This window comes from uncultured Plantibacter sp. (assembly GCF_963518075.1).
Classification (GTDB): domain Bacteria; phylum Actinomycetota; class Actinomycetes; order Actinomycetales; family Microbacteriaceae; genus Plantibacter; species Plantibacter flavus_A.
Genome location: NZ_CAUQHZ010000006.1, coordinates 73,874 through 92,761, shown reverse-complemented (window position 1 = coordinate 92,761; position 18,888 = coordinate 73,874). Strand labels below are relative to the sequence as shown.

The window sequence follows — 18,888 nt, the reverse complement described above, 5'->3', positions numbered from 1 at the left end:
GCGCTGCGGCGATGCCCGTCCGGGCGTGCCGCTACGGCTTGGTGAGGTCTTCTGCGGCGTCCTCGACGCGCGCGACGACGGTCTCCGCCGTGTCGCGCAGCTGCGCCTCGCGCTCCTTGTAGGCGTCGCCGACGGTGTCGGTGAACTCCCTGACGCGTGAGTCCAGCTCGGAGAAGAACCGCTTGCCGGACTGTGTCTTGTTGATCTCGTGGGCGACGACGAAGCCGGCGCCGATGCCGACGATCAGCCAGAACACGTTCTTCATGGGGAACTCCTCATCTGCGGTGCGACCACCCGGGCGTCGCCGGGCGTACCAAGCATCCATCGTAGTCGAGCGCGGTGGACCGATGGCGTCGTACGACGACGAAGAGGCACCGGCCGGAGCCGATGCCTCTTCGTGTGGTGCCCGGAGCCGGGCCGCAGTCCTAGCGGGCTGCGTAGTACTCGACGACGAGCTGCACTTCACAGGTCACGGGGACCTCGGCGCGCTTCGGGCGACGCTCGAGACGTGCCTGGAGCTTGTCGAGCTCGACCGAGAGGTACGCGGGCACCTTCGGCAGGACGTCGACGTGACCGCCGGCAGCGGCGACCTGGAAGGGCTCGGTGCCCTCGGAGCGCGGCTTGACGTGGATGAGCTGACCCGGCTTCACGCGGAAGGACGGGCGGTCGACGAGCTGGCCGTCGACCATGATGTGGCGGTGCACGACCATCTGGCGGGCCTGAGCCGTGGTGCGGGCGAAGCCGGCACGGAGGACGAGCGCGTCGAGACGGGTCTCGAGGATCTCGACGAGGTTCTCACCCGTCAGGCCCTGGGTGCGACGTGCCTCCTGGAAGGCGATCTTGAGCTGAGCCTCGCGGATGCCGTACTGGGCACGCAGACGCTGCTTCTCGCGCAGACGGACGGCGTAGTCGCTGTCGGCCTTGCGCTTGGTGCGGCCGTGCTCACCGGGAGCGTAGGGACGCTTCTCGAGGTACTTGGCGGCCTTCGGGGTGAGGGCGATGCCGAGTGCCCGCGAGAGGCGGGTCTTGCTGCGGGTACGTGACTTGGTAGACACGGTTTCCTTTCGATGAAGTCTCAAACGATGAATGACCGGCGCGAAGACGCGTCGGTGATCCGGAATCACACCGGACAAAGTCAGAGGGGTCTGCCGGGGCTGTTCGGCTACAGAACACGCCCGTCGAACACGGTGATCGAGCAGCCGCGCAGTCACACCGGTTCTAGGCGGATCAATACTAGCACGATGTGCCCCGGTCGCCGGGCCGCCGTTACCAGACGATCACTCGCCCCGGACGATCTTCCGGAGTTTGTCCAACCGCGCCGAGATGTCGCGTTCGTGGCCGTGATCGGTGGGCTGGTAGTACCGGACGTCGCGCAGCTCGTCGGGCAGGTACTGCTGGGCGACGACGCCGATCGGGTGGTCGTGCGGGTAGCGGTAGCCCTTGCCGTGTCCGAGGCGCTTGGCGCCCGCGTAGTGGGCGTCGCGCATCGGCTTCGGCACGCGTCCGAAGGCTCCGGCCCTGACATCGGCGATGGCCTGGTCGATGGCGACGTAGGCCGCGTTCGACTTGGCGGCCGTGGCCAGGTACACCACGGCCTCGGCGAGCGGGATGCGACCCTCGGGCATGCCGATGAACTGGACGGCGTCGGCGGCCGCCACGGCGATGGGCAGCGCCTGCGGGTCGGCGATGCCGATGTCCTCGGCCGCGGAGATGATGATGCGGCGGGCGATGAAGCGCGGGTCCTCCCCCGCCTCGATCATCCGAGCGAGGTAGTGCAGCGCGGCGTCGACGTCGGATCCGCGGATGCTCTTGATGAACGCGCTGATGACGTCGTAGTGCTCGTCGCCGTTGCGGTCGTATCGGAGCAGGGCTCGGTCGACCGCCTGCGAGACGAGCTCGTCGGTGATGACGGGGCCGCGGGGCGCCCGCGTCGCGGTGTCGGAGTCGTCCTCTACCCCGTCCTCGTCGTCTTCGTCGTCCTCATCGCCGACGTCGAGGAGGCCCGCGTCGTCGAGATCGAGCTCGTCGGGGTCGACCGGAGCGCCGAGATCGGAGTCGGCGGCGATCGCGGCCGCCTCCAACGCCGTCAGAGCTCGTCGGGCATCGCCGGATGACAACTGGATGATCGCGGCGCGGGCCTCAGGCGTCACGGTGAAGCGACCGGCCAGGCCACGCGGGTCGGTCACGGCGCGGTCGATGAGGATGCCGAGGTCGTCGTCGCTCAGCTGTTCGAGCGTGAGGAGCAGCGAACGCGACAGCAGCGGGGAGATGACGGAGAAGGACGGGTTCTCGGTCGTCGCGGCGACCAGGATGACCCAGCCGTTCTCTACGCCGGGGAGCAGGGCGTCCTGCTGCGCCTTCGTGAACCGGTGGATCTCGTCGAGGAAGAGGACGGTCGAGCTGCCGTAGAGGTCGCGGCTCGACATCGCCTCCTCCATGACCTGCCGGACGTCCTTGACGCCCGCAGTCACGGCCGAGAGCTCGACGAACCGGCGGCCGGAGCTGTGCGCGATGGCCTGCGCCAGCGTCGTCTTCCCGGTGCCCGGAGGACCCCAGAGGATGACGGACACGGCCGCCTGCGTCCCCTCGTTGTCGCTCGCCAGGCGGACGAGCGGCGAGCCGGGACGGAGCAGGTGCTGCTGGCCGGCGACCTCCTCGAGGCTGCGGGGCCGCATGCGCACGGCGAGCGGGACCGGTGCGCCGGCGATGCCGGGTCCTCGACTGAACATTCCACCAGGCTAGCCGCAGCCTGCGACACGCGGACCCGCTGCAGAACGGGGTCGCCGCCGTCGTGTGCCGTTTGGTCCGCGCGGAGCGCTCCCCGTAAGGTTCTCCTGGGCAGTCCGCCGCGGGCGTGGTGCCAGATGACAGCGCGATGCCGCCGCTCGGCCGACGGCACCTGGAGGGAACGACGTGGCAACGAGCAAGGGTCCGGACAAAGAGGCACGCGCAGCGCGCGCACGGCTGCGCGCCTACAACGCCCGGCGCACCGTGCACGAGCACCGCTCCAAGCGCCGCGTCCGCGACAACGTGATCGCCGCTGCGGCGCTCGTCGTCGTCCTCGCCGGTGCCACGGCTGCGCAGGTGTTCTTCTTCGCCGGCGGTCCGGGCACCCCGGTCGCGACGCCCACCGCCTCCGCCGAGGCTGGGGCCTGCGGTGTCACCGGGGCCACCGACGGCTCGAACACCGGCGAAGTCCCCGCGAGCACGATCGCCGAGGACCGCGACTGGAGCGGTGAGATGACGATCAACGACGTCGTCATGAACCTCACCCTCGACGGAGCCTGCGCGCCGCAGGGCGTCTCCTCCTTCATCTCCCTCGCCCAGTCCGGCTTCTACGACGGCGTCACCTGCCACCGCCTCACGACGAGCGGCATCTACGTCCTCCAGTGCGGCGACCCCGACGGCACCGGCACCGGCGGCCCCGGGTACAGCTACGGCCCGGTCGAGAACGCACCGACGGACGACGTCTACCCGGCCGGCACCATCGCCATGGCGCGCCAGGGAGGGAACGGCTACAGCAACGGCTCGCAGTTCTTCCTCGTGTACCAGGACTCGACCATCCCGTCCGACGCTGCCGGCGGCTACACCGTGCTGGGCCAGATCACGAGCGGTCTCGACCAGCTCGTCTCGGGTGTCGTGTCCGGCGGTGTCGCAGACGGCAGCGGTGACGGTGCTCCGGCGGTCCCCGCCACCATCACCTCGGTGACGGTCCAGTAGCGCGTGCAGTAACCTGCACCAGACGGAACCGACCGGCGCAAGCGGTCGCCCCGAGCAGGACTCGGGGTAATAGGCTTGTGGATCGATCACGATCGCCACGAACGGCGGTCAACACACAGCAAGGGTGATGCGCGTGACCAGTCCAGAGATCGAACCGTGGGGTCGTGTCGACGACGACGGCACCGTCTACGTCCGTGAGGCCGACGGCGAACGAGCGGTCGGACAGTACCCCGACGGTTCCAAGGAGGAGGCGCTCGCGTACTTCGAGCGCAAGTTCACGGACCTCGCCGGACAGGTGACGCTCCTCGAGCAGCGCGCGAAGCGCGGTGCTCCGGCGACGGACGTCGCGAAGGCCGTGAAGTCGATCACCAAGCAGGTCGAGTCCGCCAACGCGGTCGGCAACCTCCAGGCGCTCCTGACCCGCCTTGCGGCGCTCGACGGCACCGTGAGCGAGCTGACCGAGGCGCAGAGCCAGGAGACCAAGGCAGCCCTCGAGGAAGCGGCACGTGCGCGTCTCGCGATCGTCGAGGAGGCCGAGCAGCTCGCGCAGCAGGATCCGGCACGGGTGCAGTGGAAGCAGACCTCGGCGCGGCTCGACGAACTCTTCGCCGAGTGGCAGCGCCAGCAGCACGACGGACCTCGTCTCGCGAAGAACGACGCCAACGACCTCTGGAAGCGGTTCCGGACGGCACGCGCGACGATCGAGCAGCACCGTCGTGCGTTCTACACGGAGCTCGACTCTGTCCACAAGGAGGCACGCGCGATCAAGCAGAAGCTCGTCGAGCGCGCCGAGGCCCTCATCGCCAAGGGCGCCGAGGGCATCCCCGCCTACCGCAGCCTGCTCGACGAGTGGAAGGCCTCCCCGCGTGCCGGGAAGCGCCAGGACGATGCGCTCTGGGCGAAGTTCAAGTCCGCGGGAGATGCGATCTACGGCGCGAAGGCCGAGATCGACGCGCGCGACAACGAGGAGTTCCAGGGCAACCTGGATCTGAAGCTCGCGGTGTTGGCGGATGCCGAGCCGATCCTCGCCGACACGAACCGGGACTCGGCGCGCAAGGCGCTCACCGACATCCAGCGTCGGTGGGACGAGATCGGAAAGGTCCCGCGCGAGCAGGTCCGCGTCGTCGAAGACCGTCTCCGCAAGATCGAGACCCACGTCAAGCAGCTCGAGGACGAGCACTGGAAGCGCAACAACCCCGAGACGAAGGCGCGCACCGAGGGGCTCGCGAGCCAGCTCGCCGACGCCATCGCCAAGCTCGAGGACGAGGTCGAGGCGGCACGAGCCTCCGGTGACGCCGACCGGCTCACCGCGGCCATCGAGGCGCTGGATGCACGCAAGGCGTGGCTCGGGGCGATCCGCTAGGCGGATCCGCTCCACCAACCGCGTGACGGTCGCGGTTGTCCACAGATCCGTCGACGATCCTCCTGCTGCCGGACGGCTGCAGGAGGATCGTCGTATGTCCACGGCACTCCAGACGTCCTCCCCCATCGAGCCAGGTTGCGCGACGGATCCATCGCCCTCCACGAGCCGCCTCCCCGCCTACCTCCAGCCACCCGAGCTCTCCGTCGCCGAGCTCGCCGCCGCGCGGCTCGACGGCGAGATCTTCGCCTTCGAAGACGGCTACTGCAGTGTCGACGAACCCGACACCGTCCGGCTGCGCGCGGCGGTCCTTGAACAGCTGCCCGGGCTGGCCGGCGCGGTCATCGCTGAGACGAGTGCCGCCTGGCTGCACGGCGCGGCGCTCATCGCACCGAGGGTCCACACGGGCTTCGTGTCGATGGAACGGCGAAGCGCGCGTTCGCCCCGGTTGCGTCTGCGTCAGGTGTCACTCCGCGCCGACGACAGCGAGCGGTGCGGCGCACTGCGGGTCACGACCCCCACGCGCACGGTCGCGGATCTGGCACGGCGCACCGGGGCCGACGCGGAGGAGGCCATGACGACGATCCGCAACTACTTCCTGCTCGGGCTCACCACCCCTGAGGAGGTCGTCGCATGGGTCCGCTCCGTCCCGCGGGTCCTCGGCGGCACACGGATCGTCCGTGTCGTGTCGAGTGCCACCGAGGTGATGCTCCCCGGCCTCGAGCCGACTCGGAGCGAACTGGCGTCCTGGTCGCTCCCGCTCAGCCGCCGTTGACCCGGTAGACGTCGTAGACGGTGTCGATCCGCCGGACCGCGTTCAGCACTCGGTCGAGGTGGGTGGTGTCGCCCATCTCGAACACGAAGCGGCTGATGGCCAGGCGGTCGCTCGAGGTGTTCACCGTCGCCGACAGGATGTTGACGTGATACTCGGACAGCACCCGCGTCACATCCGACAACAGTCCAGCTCGATCGAGTGCCTCGACCTGGATCTGGACGAGGAACACGCTCTTCGACGACGGCGCCCACTCCACATCGATCATGCGCTCGGGCTCCTGCAGGAGGCCTTGGACGTTGTGGCAGTCCGAACGGTGGACGGAGACGCCGGAGCCCCGCGTGACGAACCCGACGATCTCGTCACCAGGCACCGGGGTGCAGCACTTCGCGAGCTTGACCAGGATGTCGGGAGCACCGAGCACGAGGACCCCGGAGTCGCTGTTCTGCAGCCGCTCACGGCGGCTCCCGCGCACCGGGACGGTGTACTCGGCGTGCTCGCTGTCGGCGTCCTTCTGCAGGAGCGCGACCACCTTCTCGAGCACGGACTGCGTCGAGACGTGGCCCTCGCCGACGGCCGCATAGAGTGCCGTGACGTCCTCGTAGCGCAGCTGCGCCGCGACCTCGGCGAACGAGTCCTGGTTCATGAGCTTCTGGAGCGGCAGGTTCTGCTTGCGCATCGCCCGTGCGATCGCGTCGCGCCCCTGCTCGATCGCCTCGTCGCGACGCTCCTTCGTGAACCACTGGCGGATCTTGTTCCGCGCCCGAGGGCTCTTGACGAAGTTCAACCAGTCCTGGCTCGGACCGGAGTCGGGGTTCTTCGAGGTGAAGACCTCCACCACGTCGCCGGTGTTGAGTGAACTCTCCAGCGGCACGAGCCGCCCGTTGACCCGGGCGCCCATCGTCCGGTGGCCGACCTCCGTGTGGACGGCGTAGGCGAAGTCGACCGGCGTCGCGCCGGCGGGCAGGCCGACGACACGCCCCTTCGGGGTGAAGACGTAGACCTCCTTCGCACCGATCTCGAACCGCAACGAGTCGAGGAACTCCCCGGGGTCCGCCGTCTCCGCCTGCCAGTCGGAGATGTGGGCGAGCCAGGCCATCGAGCTGTCGGGTTCAGCGGAGGACGCGGCCTTCCCGCTGTTCATCCGCTCCTTGTACTTCCAGTGCGCGGCGACGCCGAACTCGGCCCGCTGGTGCATCTCGTTCGTGCGGATCTGGATCTCGACGGGCTTCCCGCCCGGTCCGACGACGGTGGTGTGCAGCGATTGGTACAGGTTGAACTTCGGCGTGGCGATGTAGTCCTTGAAACGCCCTGGGACGGGCGTCCACCGTGCGTGGATCGACCCGAGGACCGCGTAGCAGTCGCGCAGCGAGTTCACGAGGACACGGATGCCGACGAGGTCGTAGATGTCGTCGAACTCGCGGCCGCGGACGACCATCTTCTGGTAGATCGAGTAGTACTGCTTCGGGCGACCGGCGACCTTGCCGCGGATCTTCTGCGACTTGAGGTCCTCGTTCACCGCGTCGATGACGTGCTGCACGTATTCCTCGCGCTGCGGTGTGCGCTGCTTGACGAGCGATTCGATCTCGGCGTAGAGCTTCGGGTACAACACGGCGAAGGACAGGTCTTCGAGCTCCCACTTGATCGCCTGGATCCCGAGGCGGTGTGCGAGCGGTGCGTAGATCTCGAGGGTCTCCGTGGCCTTCTTCGCCGCCTTCTCGGCCGGGACGAATCCCCAGGTCCGGGCGTTGTGCAACCGGTCGGCGAGCTTGATGATGAGGACGCGGATGTCCTTCGACATCGCGACGATCATCTTCCGGACCGTCTCGGCCTGTGCGCTGTCGCCGTACTTGACCTTGTCGAGCTTCGTGACGCCGTCGACGAGCATGGCGACCTCGTCACCGAAGTCGGCGTGGAGTTGGTCGAGCGAGTAGTCGGTGTCCTCGACGGTGTCGTGGAGGAGGGCGGCGACGATCGTCTTCGGTCCGATGCCGAGGTCGGCGAGGATCTGGGACACGGCGACCGGGTGCGTGATGTACGGCTCGCCGCTCTGGCGTTTCTGGCCGGAGTGGGCCCGCTCGGCGACCGTGTAGGCACGCTCGATGAGCGCCAGGTCGGCCTTCGGATGGTGCTGCCGCACCGTCCGCATCAGGGTGTCGACGGCGCCGGCCGGCTGCGCCTTCGAGAAGATCCGTGGGACGAGACGGCGCAGGGAGGCCGTCGAGGATGTCGTGGTGTCCGCCATCTCAGGCCTCCCTGCGCTCGTGCACGCGGTTGTCGGTCGCTGTCAGGGTCAACGCGCCAGCGGCGCGTCTGCTTCCGTGCGTTCGCCCTCGGCGTCATCCGAGGTCTGAGCGCGATCGCGCGCCTGCAGCACGCGCTTGTCGTGCTTGGCGATGCGGGGCTCGTTGTGCCGGAAGTTCGCGTAGAGCGGTGCGGCGACGAAGATCGTCGAGTACGTGCCGACAAGGATACCGACGAGCAGGGCGAGCGAGATGTCGCGCAGCGTGTCGGCACCGAGGACGAAGGCACCGAAGAACAGGATCGCCGCGACCGGGAGCGCGGCCACGACGCCGGTGTTGATCGAGCGCACCAGGGTCTGGTTGACCGCGAGGTTGACCGACTCCCCGAACGTCCGGGCCGCGCCGTCGGCGTCGAGCGTCGTGTTCTCGCGGATCTTGTCGAACACCACGACGGTGTCGTACAGCGAGAAGCCGAGGATGGTGAGGAAGCCGATCATGGCGGCCGGCGTGATCTCCCAGCCCGTCGCGGCGTAGACACCGGCCGTGATGATGAGGTCGTGCATGAGGGAGAGCAGCGCGGCCGCGGACATCTTCCAGGTGCGGAAGTACAGGGCCATGAGGATCGCCGCGAGCACGAGGAACACGATGAGGCCGACGATCGCCTGCTTGGAGACGTCCTGACCCCATGACGGGCCGATGAACGAACTCGTGATGTCGGACTGTTCGACGCCGTAGGCCTCGGCCAAGGCTGCCGACACCTGCTGGGTGACCTTGTCGTTCTTCAGCTGGTCGGTCTGCACGCGGACCGAGTTGCCGCCCACGACGGTCACGTGGGTGGTCGCGCCGCTGACGACGGACGCGACGGCGTCTTCGGCCAACGTCTGATCGGTGCTCTTGACGTCGGCGATCTGGAACTGGGAACCACCGCGGAACTCGATGCCGAAGTTGAATCCGCCCTTGACGACCGGGATCAACACCGAGAGGACGACCGCGACGATGGCGATCGTGTACCAGATCTTGCGCTTGCCGACGAAGTCGTAGGAGCGCTTCCCGGTGTAGAGCTCGTTTCCGAACCGTGCGAACGCACCCATCAGGAGTCCTTCCCATCGGTCGGCAGATCGTCTGCTCTGGTGTCGGAGCCGCCTCCGACGAGGGCCGCCTGCTTGCGCTCGGCGATCGTCTGGCGCTTGGCCGCCTCGCGGCTGCTGGATGCGGCCTTGGCGCCGGGCACCGAGACGGGCTTCCGGAACTCCGCGCGACCACGGTAGATGGCGCCGAGCGCCGACGGGTCGAGACCGGTGAACGGCTTGCCGCTGTTGAAGAGCTTCGTCTGGCCGAGGAGCTGCATCATCGGGTGCGTGAACAGGAGCACGACGATGACGTCGATGATCGTGGTCACGCCGAGGGTGAGGGCGAAGCCGCGGACGTTGCCGATCGCGAGGACGTACAGCACCACGGCGGACAGGAGGTTGACACCCTTCGCCGCGTAGATGGTGCGCTTGGCGCGCTTCCAGCCGGCTTCGACGGCGGACTCCAGACCCCGGCCGTCGCGGAGTTCGTCCTTGATGCGTTCGAAGTACACGATGAACGAGTCCGCGGTGAAACCGATGGCGACGATGAGGCCCGCTATGCCGGCGAGAGAGAGCCGGAAGCCCTGACGCCAGGACATGAGCAGGATCACCACATAGGTGAGCACCGCGGCCGCGACGAGCGAGGCGATGGTCACGGTGCCGAGGAGCCGGTACTGGAACAGCGTGTAGATGACGACCAGGATGAGCCCGATGAGACCGGCGATGAGGCCGCTCTCCAGCTGCGTCGAGCCGAGGGTCGCCGAGATGGTGTCCTGGCTCTGCACGACGAAGCTGATCGGCAGTGCGCCGAATTTGAGCTGATCGGCGAGGGTCTTGGCGGACTCCTCGGTGAAGGAGCCGCTGATCTCCGGCTTGCCGTCGGAGATGACGGCGAGCGACTGGGGTGCGGAGATGACGTTGCCGTCGAGCACGATCGCGAACTGGTTCTGCGGGCTCTGCAGCGAGGTCAGACGACCGGTGACGTCGGCGAAGAGCGCAGTGCCCTTCTCGTTGAAGACCGGGTACACCGCCCACTCGCCCGTGCTCGCACCCGACGACGTCGTCTTGATGCCGGCGCTCGCGTCGGACAGGTCTTCTCCGGACACCTCGACCGGGCCGAGCACGTACTTGAAGGTGCCGTCGACGTCGCACGTGATGAGTGGGTCGGCAGCGGGCGCTGCGGTGGCGTCGAGCGAATCCGCGTTCGCGGCGCAGTCGTAGGCCTGGAAGGCGGCGTACAGCGCGGGCGTCACCTGCGACAGGTCGCTCGCGTTGGTCGGCGACGCGGTCGGCGTGCTCTCGAGGCCCGGATCCGGCGTCGGATACGGGGTCGAGGCGCCGTCTTCACCGATGAAGGTGTTGGACGGCTGACCGGGAGTCAGCTGCTGCGAGGTGAGGACCGGACGGAACTCGAGCTTCGCGGAGCTCTCGATGCGGTTCAGCGTCGCTTCGTCGGGGGTTCCCGGGATCGAGACGACGACGTTCTGACCCTGCGTCGTGATCTCCGCCTCCGAGACGCCGGACGCATCGACGCGCTGGCGGATGATCGCCACGGCCTGGTTCAGCTGCTCGTTGGAGACCGTCTGGCCGGACTCCAGCTTCGGCGCGAGGATGATCTGGGTGCCACCCTCGAGGTCGAGGGCCAGCTTGGGCGCCCATGAGCTGTTCCCCCAGAGGACCCCGGCCGCGTTGATCGCGAACAAACCGATGAGGATTACGCCAAGCCAGGTGAGCGAACGCCACGCTTTCTTGACCGGAGTCGACTTTGCCAAACTCGGAACTCAGCTTTCTCTGCCGGCGGTGGCACGACGGCCACCGCCCGGGAAGGGGTTGGGACTAGTCGTCGCTCTTCTGCGGCTTCGAGGTGTCCTCGACGCGCTGGCCGAATTCGGGCTTGGAGAGGTCGAGCGATGAGGCGTCGTCGGGGATCGACTCGACGACCGGAGCCTCTTCCGCGGTCTCGGCCACCGTCGGGGCGACGACCGCACCCGCGTAGCGGGGGTCGATGGTGACGATGACGCCGGGGGCGATCTCGACATCGGCCTTGCGGGAGTCGCGGTCCATCGAGATGAGGGTGCCGTAGACACCGAAGCCGGTGAGCACCTCGGCACCGGGGACGAGCTTCTGCTCCGTCTCCGCGGCTTGCTTCTTCCGCTTGTTGTTGCTCACCATCATGAACACGATCATGACGCCGGCGAGGCCGAACAGGACGAGGGTCATTGCATCCACGATGGGAACCTTCCAGAGGAGATTGAGGGCGGGAGACGTTGGGAACGCACCGCCAAAGGGAAATTATAGGCCATCGAGGGTCGAGCCATGCTGAGAAGGTGTTCTGCCGAAGTGCCGCCACGCGGCCGGGGTCGCCACGCGGCCTCGTGGCGTGCGCGTGATGAGGCCGATCCTGACGAGGAACGGCTCGACGACGGACTCGATCGTCTCCGCTTCCTCGCCGACCGAGACCGCGAGCGTGCTGAGCCCGACCGGACCTCCGGCGAAGCGGTCGAGCATGCCTTCCATGACCGATCGGTCGAGTCGGTCGAGACCCAGGGCGTCGACGTCGTAGAGCTCGAGGGCGGCACGCACGGTCTCCAGATCGGCGCGGCCACCGTGCACGAGTGCGTAGTCCCGCACCCGGCGGAGCAGGCGGTTGGCGATGCGCGGCGTACCCCGACAGCGTCCGGCGATCTCGGCGACGGCCCGACCGTCGATGTCGAGCCCCAGCATGTCGGCCGTGCGGTGCAACACCTGCTGCAGTTCCGGCTCGTCGTAGAACTCGAGGTGCGCGGTGAAACCGAAGCGGTCGCGGAGCGGGTTCGGCAGCAGGCCGGAGCGGGTGGTCGCTCCGACCAGGGTGAACGGTGCCAGCTCGAGCGGGATGCTCGTCGCGCCGGCACCCTTGCCCACCATGATGTCGATGCGGAAGTCCTCCATGGCGAGGTACAACATCTCCTCCGCGGGGCGGGCCATGCGGTGGATCTCGTCGATGAAGAGGACCTCGCCCGGGGTCAGCGACGACAGGACTGCGGCGAGGTCGCCGGCGTGCTGGATGGCCGGACCGCTCGTGAGTCGGAGAGGTTTTCCCGTCTCGTGCGCGACGATCATCGCGAGGGTCGTCTTGCCGAGTCCAGGAGGGCCGGCCAGCAGGATGTGGTCGGGGGTGCGGTTCTGCATCCCGGCGGCCGTGATCAGGAGTTGCAACTGACCTCGCGCCTTGGACTGACCGACGAACTCGGAGAGCGACCGGGGACGGAGCGCCCCCTCGAACGCCAGTTCCGCGTCGGACTCGGCGGCTGGATTGGTGAGGTCTTCTGGAGCGTCCGTCACGAGGTACGGCCTCCGGCGTGCGCCGGGCCGAGTCTGCCGAGGGCCAGGCGGATGAGCGACGGCACGGTCGAGAGGTCGTCCGCACTCGCGGAGGCGGAGGCCTCCACGACCGCCTGCGTCGCCGTCTTCTCCGGCCAACCGAGCCCGATGAGCGCCGTGACGACCTGATCGGCGATCGCGGCGGCGTTCACGGTGGTCGCCGGGGCTTCAGGCGTCGTCCTGGTGACGCGGAGCTTGCCGGCGAGCGACACGGTGATGAGCTTCGCCGTCTTCGGCCCGATCCCGGAGACCTTGCGGAACGGGGCGTCGTCGTCCGCGGAGATGGCTGCGGCGATCTGCTCCGGCGTCAGCGCCTCCAGGACCCCGAGCGCCGACTTCGGCCCGACCCCGGTGACGCTCACCAGGAGCTCGAACACGGACAGCTCCTCAGCGGATCGGAACCCGAACAGGGAGAGCGAGTCCTCCCGCACGATCAGTGTCGTCGAGAGGAGCGCTTCGGTGCCGACCCGGAGTGAGAGTGCATGGGCCGGCGTGACCTGGACGGCGAATCCGACGCCGCCCACCTCGATCACGACGAGGTTGCCGACCGCGCTCAGGACGGTGCCGCGGAGGGAGGAGATCATGCTTCCAGCCTAGGGCTCCGCGCTGCCCGGGCCCGGACGGCCGCCTCGCGCGGAGCGCCGCCGCGCTCCGCCGCCGCCCACGCACGCTGGGCAGGAGTGAGTGCTCCACTCCCCTGCGGCGGAGCGCCGACGGGTGTCGCTGCCGTCGACACGACGGGTCGCCAGGCGTGGCAGATCGCAAGTGCGAGCGCATCGGCGGCGTCAGCGGGCTTCGGGAGTTCGTCGAGACCGAGGATCCGGGCGACCATGGTCTGCACCTGGAGCTTGTCCGCCCGGCCGTATCCGGTCACCGCGGCCTTGACCTCACTCGGGGTGTGCAGGCCGACGGGGATCCCGTTCGCGGCCGCAGCGTGCAGTGCGAGCCCACTCGCCTGGGCGGTGCCCATGACCGTCCGGACGTTGTGTTGTGCGAACACCCGCTCGACGGCCATCGCGGTCGGCGAAGTTCGCTCGATCGCCTCGGCGATACCCTGCGCGATCATGAGGAGTCGCTGCTCGAGTGGGGCGTGCGCGTCCGTCCGGATGACGCCGTACTCGACCATCGTGGCCTGCCGTCCCGGCAGGACGTCGACGACCCCCACCCCGCATCGGGTCAGGCCGGGGTCGATGCCGAGGACGCGCAGAGTCATATTCCGACCCTAAGCGCGGGCGATGCGCCGGACGCTCCGCGAGGGCGGAGTGTCGTACATCCGTTCGAACGGGCTTCGCACGGCACGGGTGCCGGACTACTCGTCGTCGGCCTCCAGCTCGGCCTGCACCTCGGGGGTGAGGTCGAAGTTGCTGTAGATGTTCTGGACGTCGTCGTTGTCCTCGAGCGCGTCGATCAGCTTGAAGATCTTGCGCGCCGTGTCGGCGTCGATCTCGACCTTGAGGTTCGGGACGAAGGCGACGTCGGCGGAGTCGTAATCGATACCGGCCTCTTGCAGGGCGGTCCGGGTCGCGACCATGTCGCTCGGCTCGGTGACGACCTCGAAGGTCTCGCCCTCGGTGTTCACCTCTTCTGCGCCCGCATCGAGGACGGCGCCGAGGACGTCGTCCTCCGTGGTCCCCTCGGCCTGGACGACGATAAGGCCCTTGCGCTGGAAGTTGTAGGCGACGGAGCCCGGATCGGCCATGGTGCCGCCGTTGCGGGACATCAGCGTCCGGACATCGGCTGCTGCACGGTTCTTGTTGTCGGTGAGGCACTCGACGAGCAGGGCGACGCCGTTCGGACCGTAGCCCTCGTACATGATCGTGGTGTAGTCGACGACCTCACCGGTGAGGCCGGCACCGCGCTTGACGGCGCGGTCGATGTTGTCGTTCGGGACCGAGGTCTTCTTCGCCTTCTGGATGGCGTCCTGCAGCGTCGGGTTGCCCGCGAGGTCTGCGCCGCCCATCTTGGCCGCGACCTCGATGTTCTTGATGAGCTTGGCGAACGACTTCGCGCGACGGCCGTCGATGACCGCCTTCTTGTGCTTGGTCGTCGCCCACTTGGAGTGTCCGGACATGTGCTCCCTAACTGCGTGAAAAGAACCTGACCAGTCTAGGCCAGCGACCCGGAACTCGCGATCACGCCGCGACGGGCCACGGGATCGGGCGCCAACGCCTCAGCGGGATCGCTCGACCTTGTCGAGGAAGTAGGCGTGGAAACGGGTGTCGCCCGTGACCTCGGGATGGAAGGACGTGCCGAGGAGGTTCCCCTGCTCGACGGCGACCATCCGACCGTCGGGCAGCGAGGCGAGGGGTGTCACCGACGGACCGGCGGCTTCGACCACCGGCGCGCGGATGAACACGGCGTGCACGGGCGGGTCGCCGAGGACCGGGATCGACAGGTCCGTCTCGAAGGAGTCGAGCTGCGACCCGAAGGCGTTGCGCCGGACCGAGACGTCGAGCCCGCCGAGACTCTGCTGGCCGGCGATCCCGTCGAGGATTTGGTCGGCCAGGAGGATGAGCCCGGCGCAGGTGCCGTACACGGGCAACCCGGCGGTGATCGCTTCGCGCAACGGTCCGGCGAGGTCGAAGGAGCGAGCGAGCTTGTCCATCACGCTCGACTCGCCGCCGGGCAGGACGAGTCCGTCGATGCCGGTCAGTTCCGAGGGACGCCTGATGAGGCTGACGTCCGCCCCGAGGCCGGTGAGGACGGCCGCATGCTCGCGGAAGTCCCCTTGCAGGGCGAGGACGCCGACGCGTGCCGCCCCGGTCACGACGTCACCTGGTTCAGGGCGGACGCGGGGCTACCAGCCACGCTCGGCGAGGCGGTGCGGTGCGGCGAGGTCGGCGACGTTGATGCCGACCATCGCCTCACCGAGACCGCGGGACACCTCGGCGATGACCTGAGGGTCGTCGAAGAAGGTCGTCGCCTTGACGACGGCCGCCGCCCGCTGAGCCGGATTGCCGGACTTGAAGATGCCGGATCCGACGAACACGCCGTCGGCACCCAGCTGCATCATCATCGCGGCGTCGGCCGGCGTCGCCACACCCCCGGCGGTGAACAACACGACCGGGAGCTTGCCGGTCTCGGCGATCTCGACGACGAGGTCGTATGGGGCCTGGAGGTCCTTCGCCGCGACGTACAGCTCGTCCTTCGACATCGACGACAGGTGCGCGATCTCGGAGCGGATCTTGCGGATGTGCTTCGTCGCCTCGGACACGTCGCCGGTGCCGGCCTCGCCCTTCGAGCGGATCATGGCGGCACCCTCGTTGATGCGCCGCAGTGCTTCTCCGAGGTTGGTGGCGCCGCACACGAACGGGACGTCGAAGCCCCACTTGTCGATGTGGTTCACGTAGTCGGCCGGGCTCAGGACCTCGGACTCGTCGATGTAGTCGACGTCGAGCGCCTGGAGGACCTGCGCTTCGACGAAGTGGCCGATGCGAGCCTTCGCCATGACGGGGATGGACACCTCGGCGATGATCGATTCGATGAGGTCGGGATCGCTCATCCGAGCCACGCCGCCCTGGGACCGGATGTCCGCCGGGACGCGCTCGAGGGCCATCACGGCGACGGCTCCGGCGTCCTCCGCGATACGGGCCTGCTCAGCGGTGACGACGTCCATGATGACGCCGCCCTTCAGCATCTCCGCGAGTCCGCGCTTCACGCGGTTCGAGCCGTGCTGTCCAGTGGTCGTGCTGCTCTCGGTCATGACGGCGAGCGTACCGCCGGGTGGCCTGACGGTGCTCCGTCCACAGGCCGGAAATTGGACTTGGCTGGGCCGGTCCACCTGGACCGGCCCACGCCGGATCAGGCCGAGGTCGGCCAGGCGTCCGCGATCGCCTGTCGGACATCGCCGAGCAGCTGCGGGAGCGCCTTGGTCTGGGCGATGATCGGGAAGAAGTTGGCGTCCGTCGCCCAGCGCGGCACGATGTGCTGGTGCAGGTGCGCCGCGATCCCGGCGCCGGCCACGGCACCCTGGTTCATGCCGAGGTTGAAACCGTCGTTCCTCGAGACGGACCGGACGACCCGCATCGCCGTCTGCGTCAGAGCGCCGATCTCGGCGACCTCCTCCGTCGTCGCGTCGTCGTACATCGCGACGTGGCGGTACGGGCAGACGAGCAGATGCCCGGAGTTGTACGGGAAGAGGTTCAGCAGCACGAAGGCGTGCTCGCCCCGATGCACGATGAGCGCTGACTCGTCGTCGAGCGTCGGCGCGATGCAGAACGGACAACCGTCGTCGGATGGTTGGCCCTGCTTGATGTAGACCATCCGGTGGGGCGTCCAGAGACGCTGGAACGCGTCCGGGACGCCCACCAGGTGGGAGGTGTCGATCGATTCGAACGACTCCGGCTCGGTGCCCGGGGTCATGCCGGCAGATCCGCTGCGGTGTTCACCTGCAGTTTCGCGGCGATGGCGGCGCGGATTCGGCGCACGGCGTCGGCGACCGGGACACCGTTCTCCTGGGTGCCGTCGCGGAATCGGAAGCTCACCGCGCCGTTGGCCTGGTCCTCCTCGCCGACGATCAGCTGCAGCGGGGTCTTCGCCTTGGTGTGGTTCCGGATCTTCTTCTGCATCCGATCGTCGGAGGCGTCGAGTTCCGCACGGACCCCGGACGAGCGCAGCTCGGCGACGACTCCGCCGAGGAACTCCTCGTACTGCTCGGAGACGGGGATACCGACGACCTGCACGGGGGCGAGCCACACCGGGAAGGCACCCGCGTAGTGCTCGAGCAGGATCGCGAAGAAGCGCTCGATCGAGCCGAGGAGTGCGCGGTGGATCATCGCCGGACGCTTGCGCGTGCCGTCGGCAGCCGTGTACTCCAGCTCGAACAACTCGGGGAGGTTGAAGTCGAGCTGAACGGTGGACAGCTGCCAGGTCCGGCCGATCGCGTCGCGCGCCTGCACCGAGATCTTCGGACCGTAGAAGGCTGCGCCGGCGGGGTCGAGGACGAGTTCGAGACCGGACTCGACCGCCACCTGGCGGAGGGTCTCGGTCGCTTCGTCCCAGACCTCGTCGGTGCCGACGTACTTGTCGGGGTCCTTCGTCGAGAGCTCCAGGTAGAAGTCGTCGAGACCGTATCCGCGGAGGGTCTCCAGGACGAACTGCAGCTGGCGGCCGACCTCGTCCTTGACCTGGTCGTCGGTCACGTAGATGTGGGCGTCGTCCTGCGTGAGGCCACGGACGCGCGTGAGCCCGGAGAGCGTGCCGCTCTTCTCGTACCGGTAGACCGTGCCGAACTCGGCGAGTCGGAGCGGCAGTTCGCGGTAGCTGCGCCCTCGGGCCCGGTAGATCAGGTTGTGCATCGGGCAGTTCATGGGCTTCAGGTAGTAGTCCTGGCCCTGACGGGTGACGTGGCCGTCGGCGTCGACCTCCTGGTCGAGGTGCATCGCCGGGAACATGCCGTCCTTGTACCAGGCCAGGTGCTGGCTGACCTCGAACAGGTGCCCCTTCGTGATGTGCGGGGTGTTCACCAGCTCGTAGCCGGACGCGAGCAGGCGCTCGCGCATGTAGTTCTCGATCTCGTTGCGGATGATGCCGCCCTTGGGGTGGAACACCGCGAGACCCGAGCCAATCTCCTCGGGGAAGCTGAAGAGGTCGAGCTCGGCACCGAGCTTGCGGTGGTCGCGCTTGGCCGCCTCCTCGATCCGAGTCTGATACGCGCGCAGCTCGTCCTTGGTCGCCCAAGCGGTGCCGTAGATCCGCTGCAGCTGCGGGTTCTTCTCGCTCCCGCGCCAGTATGCCGCGGCGAGACGCGTCAAGGCCCAGCCGTTGCCGATCATGCGCGTGTTCGGCAGGTGTGGACCGCGGCAGAGGTCCTTCCAGACCGTCTCCCCCGTCTTCGGGTCGACGTTGTCGTAGATGGTCAGCTCCGCGCCGCCCACCTCGACGTTCTCGTCGTCGGCTGCGGATCCACCCTTGAGGCCGATCAGCTCGAGCTTGTAGGGCTCCGCCGCGAGTTCCGCACGAGCCTCGTCTTCGGTGACGACTCGTCGCACGAAGCGCTGGCCCTGGCGGATGATGCGGTCCATCGTCTTCTGCAGCACCTTGAGCGCCTCAGGCGTGAACGGTGCGGCGACGTCGAAGTCGTAGTAGAAGCCGTCGGTGACCGGCGGGCCGATGCCGAGGTTCGCGTGCGGGTCGACCTGCTGCACGGCCTGCGCGAGCACGTGGGCTGCGGAGTGGCGGAGGATGTTGAGACCGTCGGGCGAGTCGAGGTGCACCGGCTCGACGGTGTCCGTCTCCGTCACCGTGGCGGCGAGGTCCTTCAGTTCGCCGTTGACGCGCATGGCGACCACGGATCGGTCGGTGAACAGTGCGAACCCGTCACTCACGGATGATCTCTCTTTCTCAGGTGAAACCTTGGCC

General features: G+C 68.2%; 18 protein-coding genes. 3 read left to right on the top strand and 15 right to left on the bottom strand.

Features of this window, described 5'->3' with window-relative positions:
* Positions 1–31: 31 nt before the first annotated feature.
* From RWN05_RS09290 to RWN05_RS09280, 3 genes are all read right to left on the bottom strand, one after another.
* Complete coding sequence (locus tag RWN05_RS09290; protein WP_064293826.1) at positions 32–265, bottom strand: hypothetical protein; 234 nt, start codon at positions 263–265, stop codon at positions 32–34.
* A 160-nt stretch (positions 266–425) separates the two neighbouring features.
* Entirely contained in the window at positions 426–1,055 is a 630-nt protein-coding gene (gene rpsD / locus RWN05_RS09285) for a 30S ribosomal protein S4 (protein WP_064293825.1), read from the bottom strand.
* 222 nt (positions 1,056–1,277) lie between these two features.
* The gene (locus RWN05_RS09280; protein WP_314139346.1) at positions 1,278–2,729 is read right to left on the bottom strand and encodes a replication-associated recombination protein A; all 1,452 of its coding nucleotides are present in this window, start codon (positions 2,727–2,729) and stop codon (positions 1,278–1,280) included.
* 184 nt (positions 2,730–2,913) lie between these two features.
* Here RWN05_RS09280 and RWN05_RS09275 point away from each other — a divergent pair, with 184 nt between their 5' ends.
* The 3 genes from RWN05_RS09275 to RWN05_RS09265 all read left to right on the top strand — a co-directional run bounded on the left by RWN05_RS09275 (position 2,914) and on the right by RWN05_RS09265 (position 5,855).
* Positions 2,914–3,720 (top strand): peptidylprolyl isomerase, encoded by an 807-nt coding sequence (locus tag RWN05_RS09275; RefSeq protein WP_064293824.1) that lies wholly within the window; start codon positions 2,914–2,916, stop codon positions 3,718–3,720.
* Positions 3,721–3,853: 133 nt separating this feature from the next.
* On the top strand, positions 3,854–5,083 hold the full coding sequence (locus tag RWN05_RS09270) for a DUF349 domain-containing protein (protein WP_399542907.1): 1,230 nt from the start codon (positions 3,854–3,856) through the stop codon (positions 5,081–5,083).
* Between the two features lie 94 nt (positions 5,084–5,177).
* A complete protein-coding gene (locus RWN05_RS09265) occupies positions 5,178–5,855 on the top strand; it encodes a hypothetical protein (protein ID WP_314139343.1) in 678 nt (225 codons plus the stop codon).
* Here RWN05_RS09265 and RWN05_RS09260 read toward each other — a convergent pair.
* The 12 genes from RWN05_RS09260 to thrS all read right to left on the bottom strand — a co-directional run bounded on the left by RWN05_RS09260 (position 5,842) and on the right by thrS (position 18,809).
* Positions 5,842–8,097, bottom strand: coding sequence for a bifunctional (p)ppGpp synthetase/guanosine-3',5'-bis(diphosphate) 3'-pyrophosphohydrolase (locus tag RWN05_RS09260; protein ID WP_314139342.1), 2,256 nt, complete (start codon positions 8,095–8,097; stop codon positions 5,842–5,844). The two genes, RWN05_RS09265 and RWN05_RS09260, sit on opposite strands and share 14 nt — an antisense overlap.
* Positions 8,098–8,145: 48 nt before the next feature.
* Positions 8,146–9,186, bottom strand: coding sequence for a protein translocase subunit SecF (gene secF, locus RWN05_RS09255; protein ID WP_064293820.1), 1,041 nt, complete (start codon positions 9,184–9,186; stop codon positions 8,146–8,148).
* Positions 9,186–10,937 (bottom strand): protein translocase subunit SecD, encoded by a 1,752-nt coding sequence (gene secD, locus RWN05_RS09250; protein ID WP_064293819.1) that lies wholly within the window; start codon positions 10,935–10,937, stop codon positions 9,186–9,188. Before secD ends, secF begins: the two co-directional genes overlap by 1 nt.
* Before the next feature lie 64 nt (positions 10,938–11,001).
* On the bottom strand, positions 11,002–11,385 hold the full coding sequence (gene yajC / locus RWN05_RS09245) for a preprotein translocase subunit YajC (protein ID WP_064293818.1): 384 nt from the start codon (positions 11,383–11,385) through the stop codon (positions 11,002–11,004).
* 72 nt (positions 11,386–11,457) lie between these two features.
* On the bottom strand, positions 11,458–12,489 hold the full coding sequence (ruvB, locus tag RWN05_RS09240; RefSeq protein WP_071260128.1) for a Holliday junction branch migration DNA helicase RuvB: 1,032 nt from the start codon (positions 12,487–12,489) through the stop codon (positions 11,458–11,460).
* A complete protein-coding gene (ruvA, locus tag RWN05_RS09235; RefSeq protein ID WP_064293816.1) occupies positions 12,486–13,112 on the bottom strand; it encodes a Holliday junction branch migration protein RuvA in 627 nt (208 codons plus the stop codon). The genes ruvB and ruvA overlap by 4 nt, the downstream gene beginning before the upstream one ends.
* Positions 13,109–13,741: a crossover junction endodeoxyribonuclease RuvC gene (ruvC, locus tag RWN05_RS09230; protein WP_064293815.1), complete on the bottom strand. Its 633-nt coding sequence runs from the start codon at positions 13,739–13,741 to the stop codon at positions 13,109–13,111. The genes ruvA and ruvC overlap by 4 nt, the downstream gene beginning before the upstream one ends.
* A 96-nt stretch (positions 13,742–13,837) precedes the next feature.
* Complete coding sequence (locus RWN05_RS09225; protein ID WP_064293814.1) at positions 13,838–14,599, bottom strand: YebC/PmpR family DNA-binding transcriptional regulator; 762 nt, start codon at positions 14,597–14,599, stop codon at positions 13,838–13,840.
* 99 nt (positions 14,600–14,698) lie between these two features.
* Positions 14,699–15,295 carry a pyridoxal 5'-phosphate synthase glutaminase subunit PdxT gene (gene pdxT / locus RWN05_RS09220; RefSeq protein ID WP_314139340.1) on the bottom strand — a complete coding sequence of 199 codons (597 nt, stop codon included), beginning with the start codon at positions 15,293–15,295 and terminating at the stop codon, positions 14,699–14,701.
* 30 nt (positions 15,296–15,325) lie between these two features.
* On the bottom strand, positions 15,326–16,231 hold the full coding sequence (gene pdxS, locus RWN05_RS09215) for a pyridoxal 5'-phosphate synthase lyase subunit PdxS (RefSeq protein ID WP_064293812.1): 906 nt from the start codon (positions 16,229–16,231) through the stop codon (positions 15,326–15,328).
* Between the two features lie 98 nt (positions 16,232–16,329).
* Positions 16,330–16,890, bottom strand: coding sequence for an HIT domain-containing protein (locus tag RWN05_RS09210; protein ID WP_079705911.1), 561 nt, complete (start codon positions 16,888–16,890; stop codon positions 16,330–16,332).
* The gene (gene thrS, locus RWN05_RS09205; protein ID WP_314139401.1) at positions 16,887–18,809 is read right to left on the bottom strand and encodes a threonine--tRNA ligase; all 1,923 of its coding nucleotides are present in this window, start codon (positions 18,807–18,809) and stop codon (positions 16,887–16,889) included. The genes RWN05_RS09210 and thrS overlap by 4 nt, the downstream gene beginning before the upstream one ends.
* Positions 18,810–18,888: the final 79 nt, after the last annotated feature.

Bases quoted from the DNA above. Each gene is read 5' to 3' on its own strand.
- RWN05_RS09290 (WP_064293826.1), bottom strand. From the start codon at position 265: ATGAAGAACGTGTTCTGGCTGATCGTCGGCATCGGCGCCGGCTTCGTC.
- RWN05_RS09280 (WP_314139346.1), bottom strand. From the start codon at position 2,729: ATGTTCAGTCGAGGACCCGGCATCGCCGGCGCACCGGTCCCGCTCGCC.
- RWN05_RS09265 (WP_314139343.1), top strand. From the start codon at position 5,178: ATGTCCACGGCACTCCAGACGTCCTCCCCCATCGAGCCAGGTTGCGCG.
- RWN05_RS09260 (WP_314139342.1), bottom strand. From the start codon at position 8,097: ATGGCGGACACCACGACATCCTCGACGGCCTCCCTGCGCCGTCTCGTC.
- secF (WP_064293820.1), bottom strand. From the start codon at position 9,186: ATGGGTGCGTTCGCACGGTTCGGAAACGAGCTCTACACCGGGAAGCGC.
- yajC (WP_064293818.1), bottom strand. From the start codon at position 11,385: ATGACCCTCGTCCTGTTCGGCCTCGCCGGCGTCATGATCGTGTTCATG.
- ruvA (WP_064293816.1), bottom strand. From the start codon at position 13,112: ATGATCTCCTCCCTCCGCGGCACCGTCCTGAGCGCGGTCGGCAACCTC.
- ruvC (WP_064293815.1), bottom strand. From the start codon at position 13,741: ATGACTCTGCGCGTCCTCGGCATCGACCCCGGCCTGACCCGATGCGGG.
- RWN05_RS09225 (WP_064293814.1), bottom strand. From the start codon at position 14,599: ATGTCCGGACACTCCAAGTGGGCGACGACCAAGCACAAGAAGGCGGTC.
- pdxS (WP_064293812.1), bottom strand. From the start codon at position 16,231: ATGACCGAGAGCAGCACGACCACTGGACAGCACGGCTCGAACCGCGTG.
- RWN05_RS09210 (WP_079705911.1), bottom strand. From the start codon at position 16,890: ATGACCCCGGGCACCGAGCCGGAGTCGTTCGAATCGATCGACACCTCC.
- thrS (WP_314139401.1), bottom strand. From the start codon at position 18,809: ATGCGCGTCAACGGCGAACTGAAGGACCTCGCCGCCACGGTGACGGAG.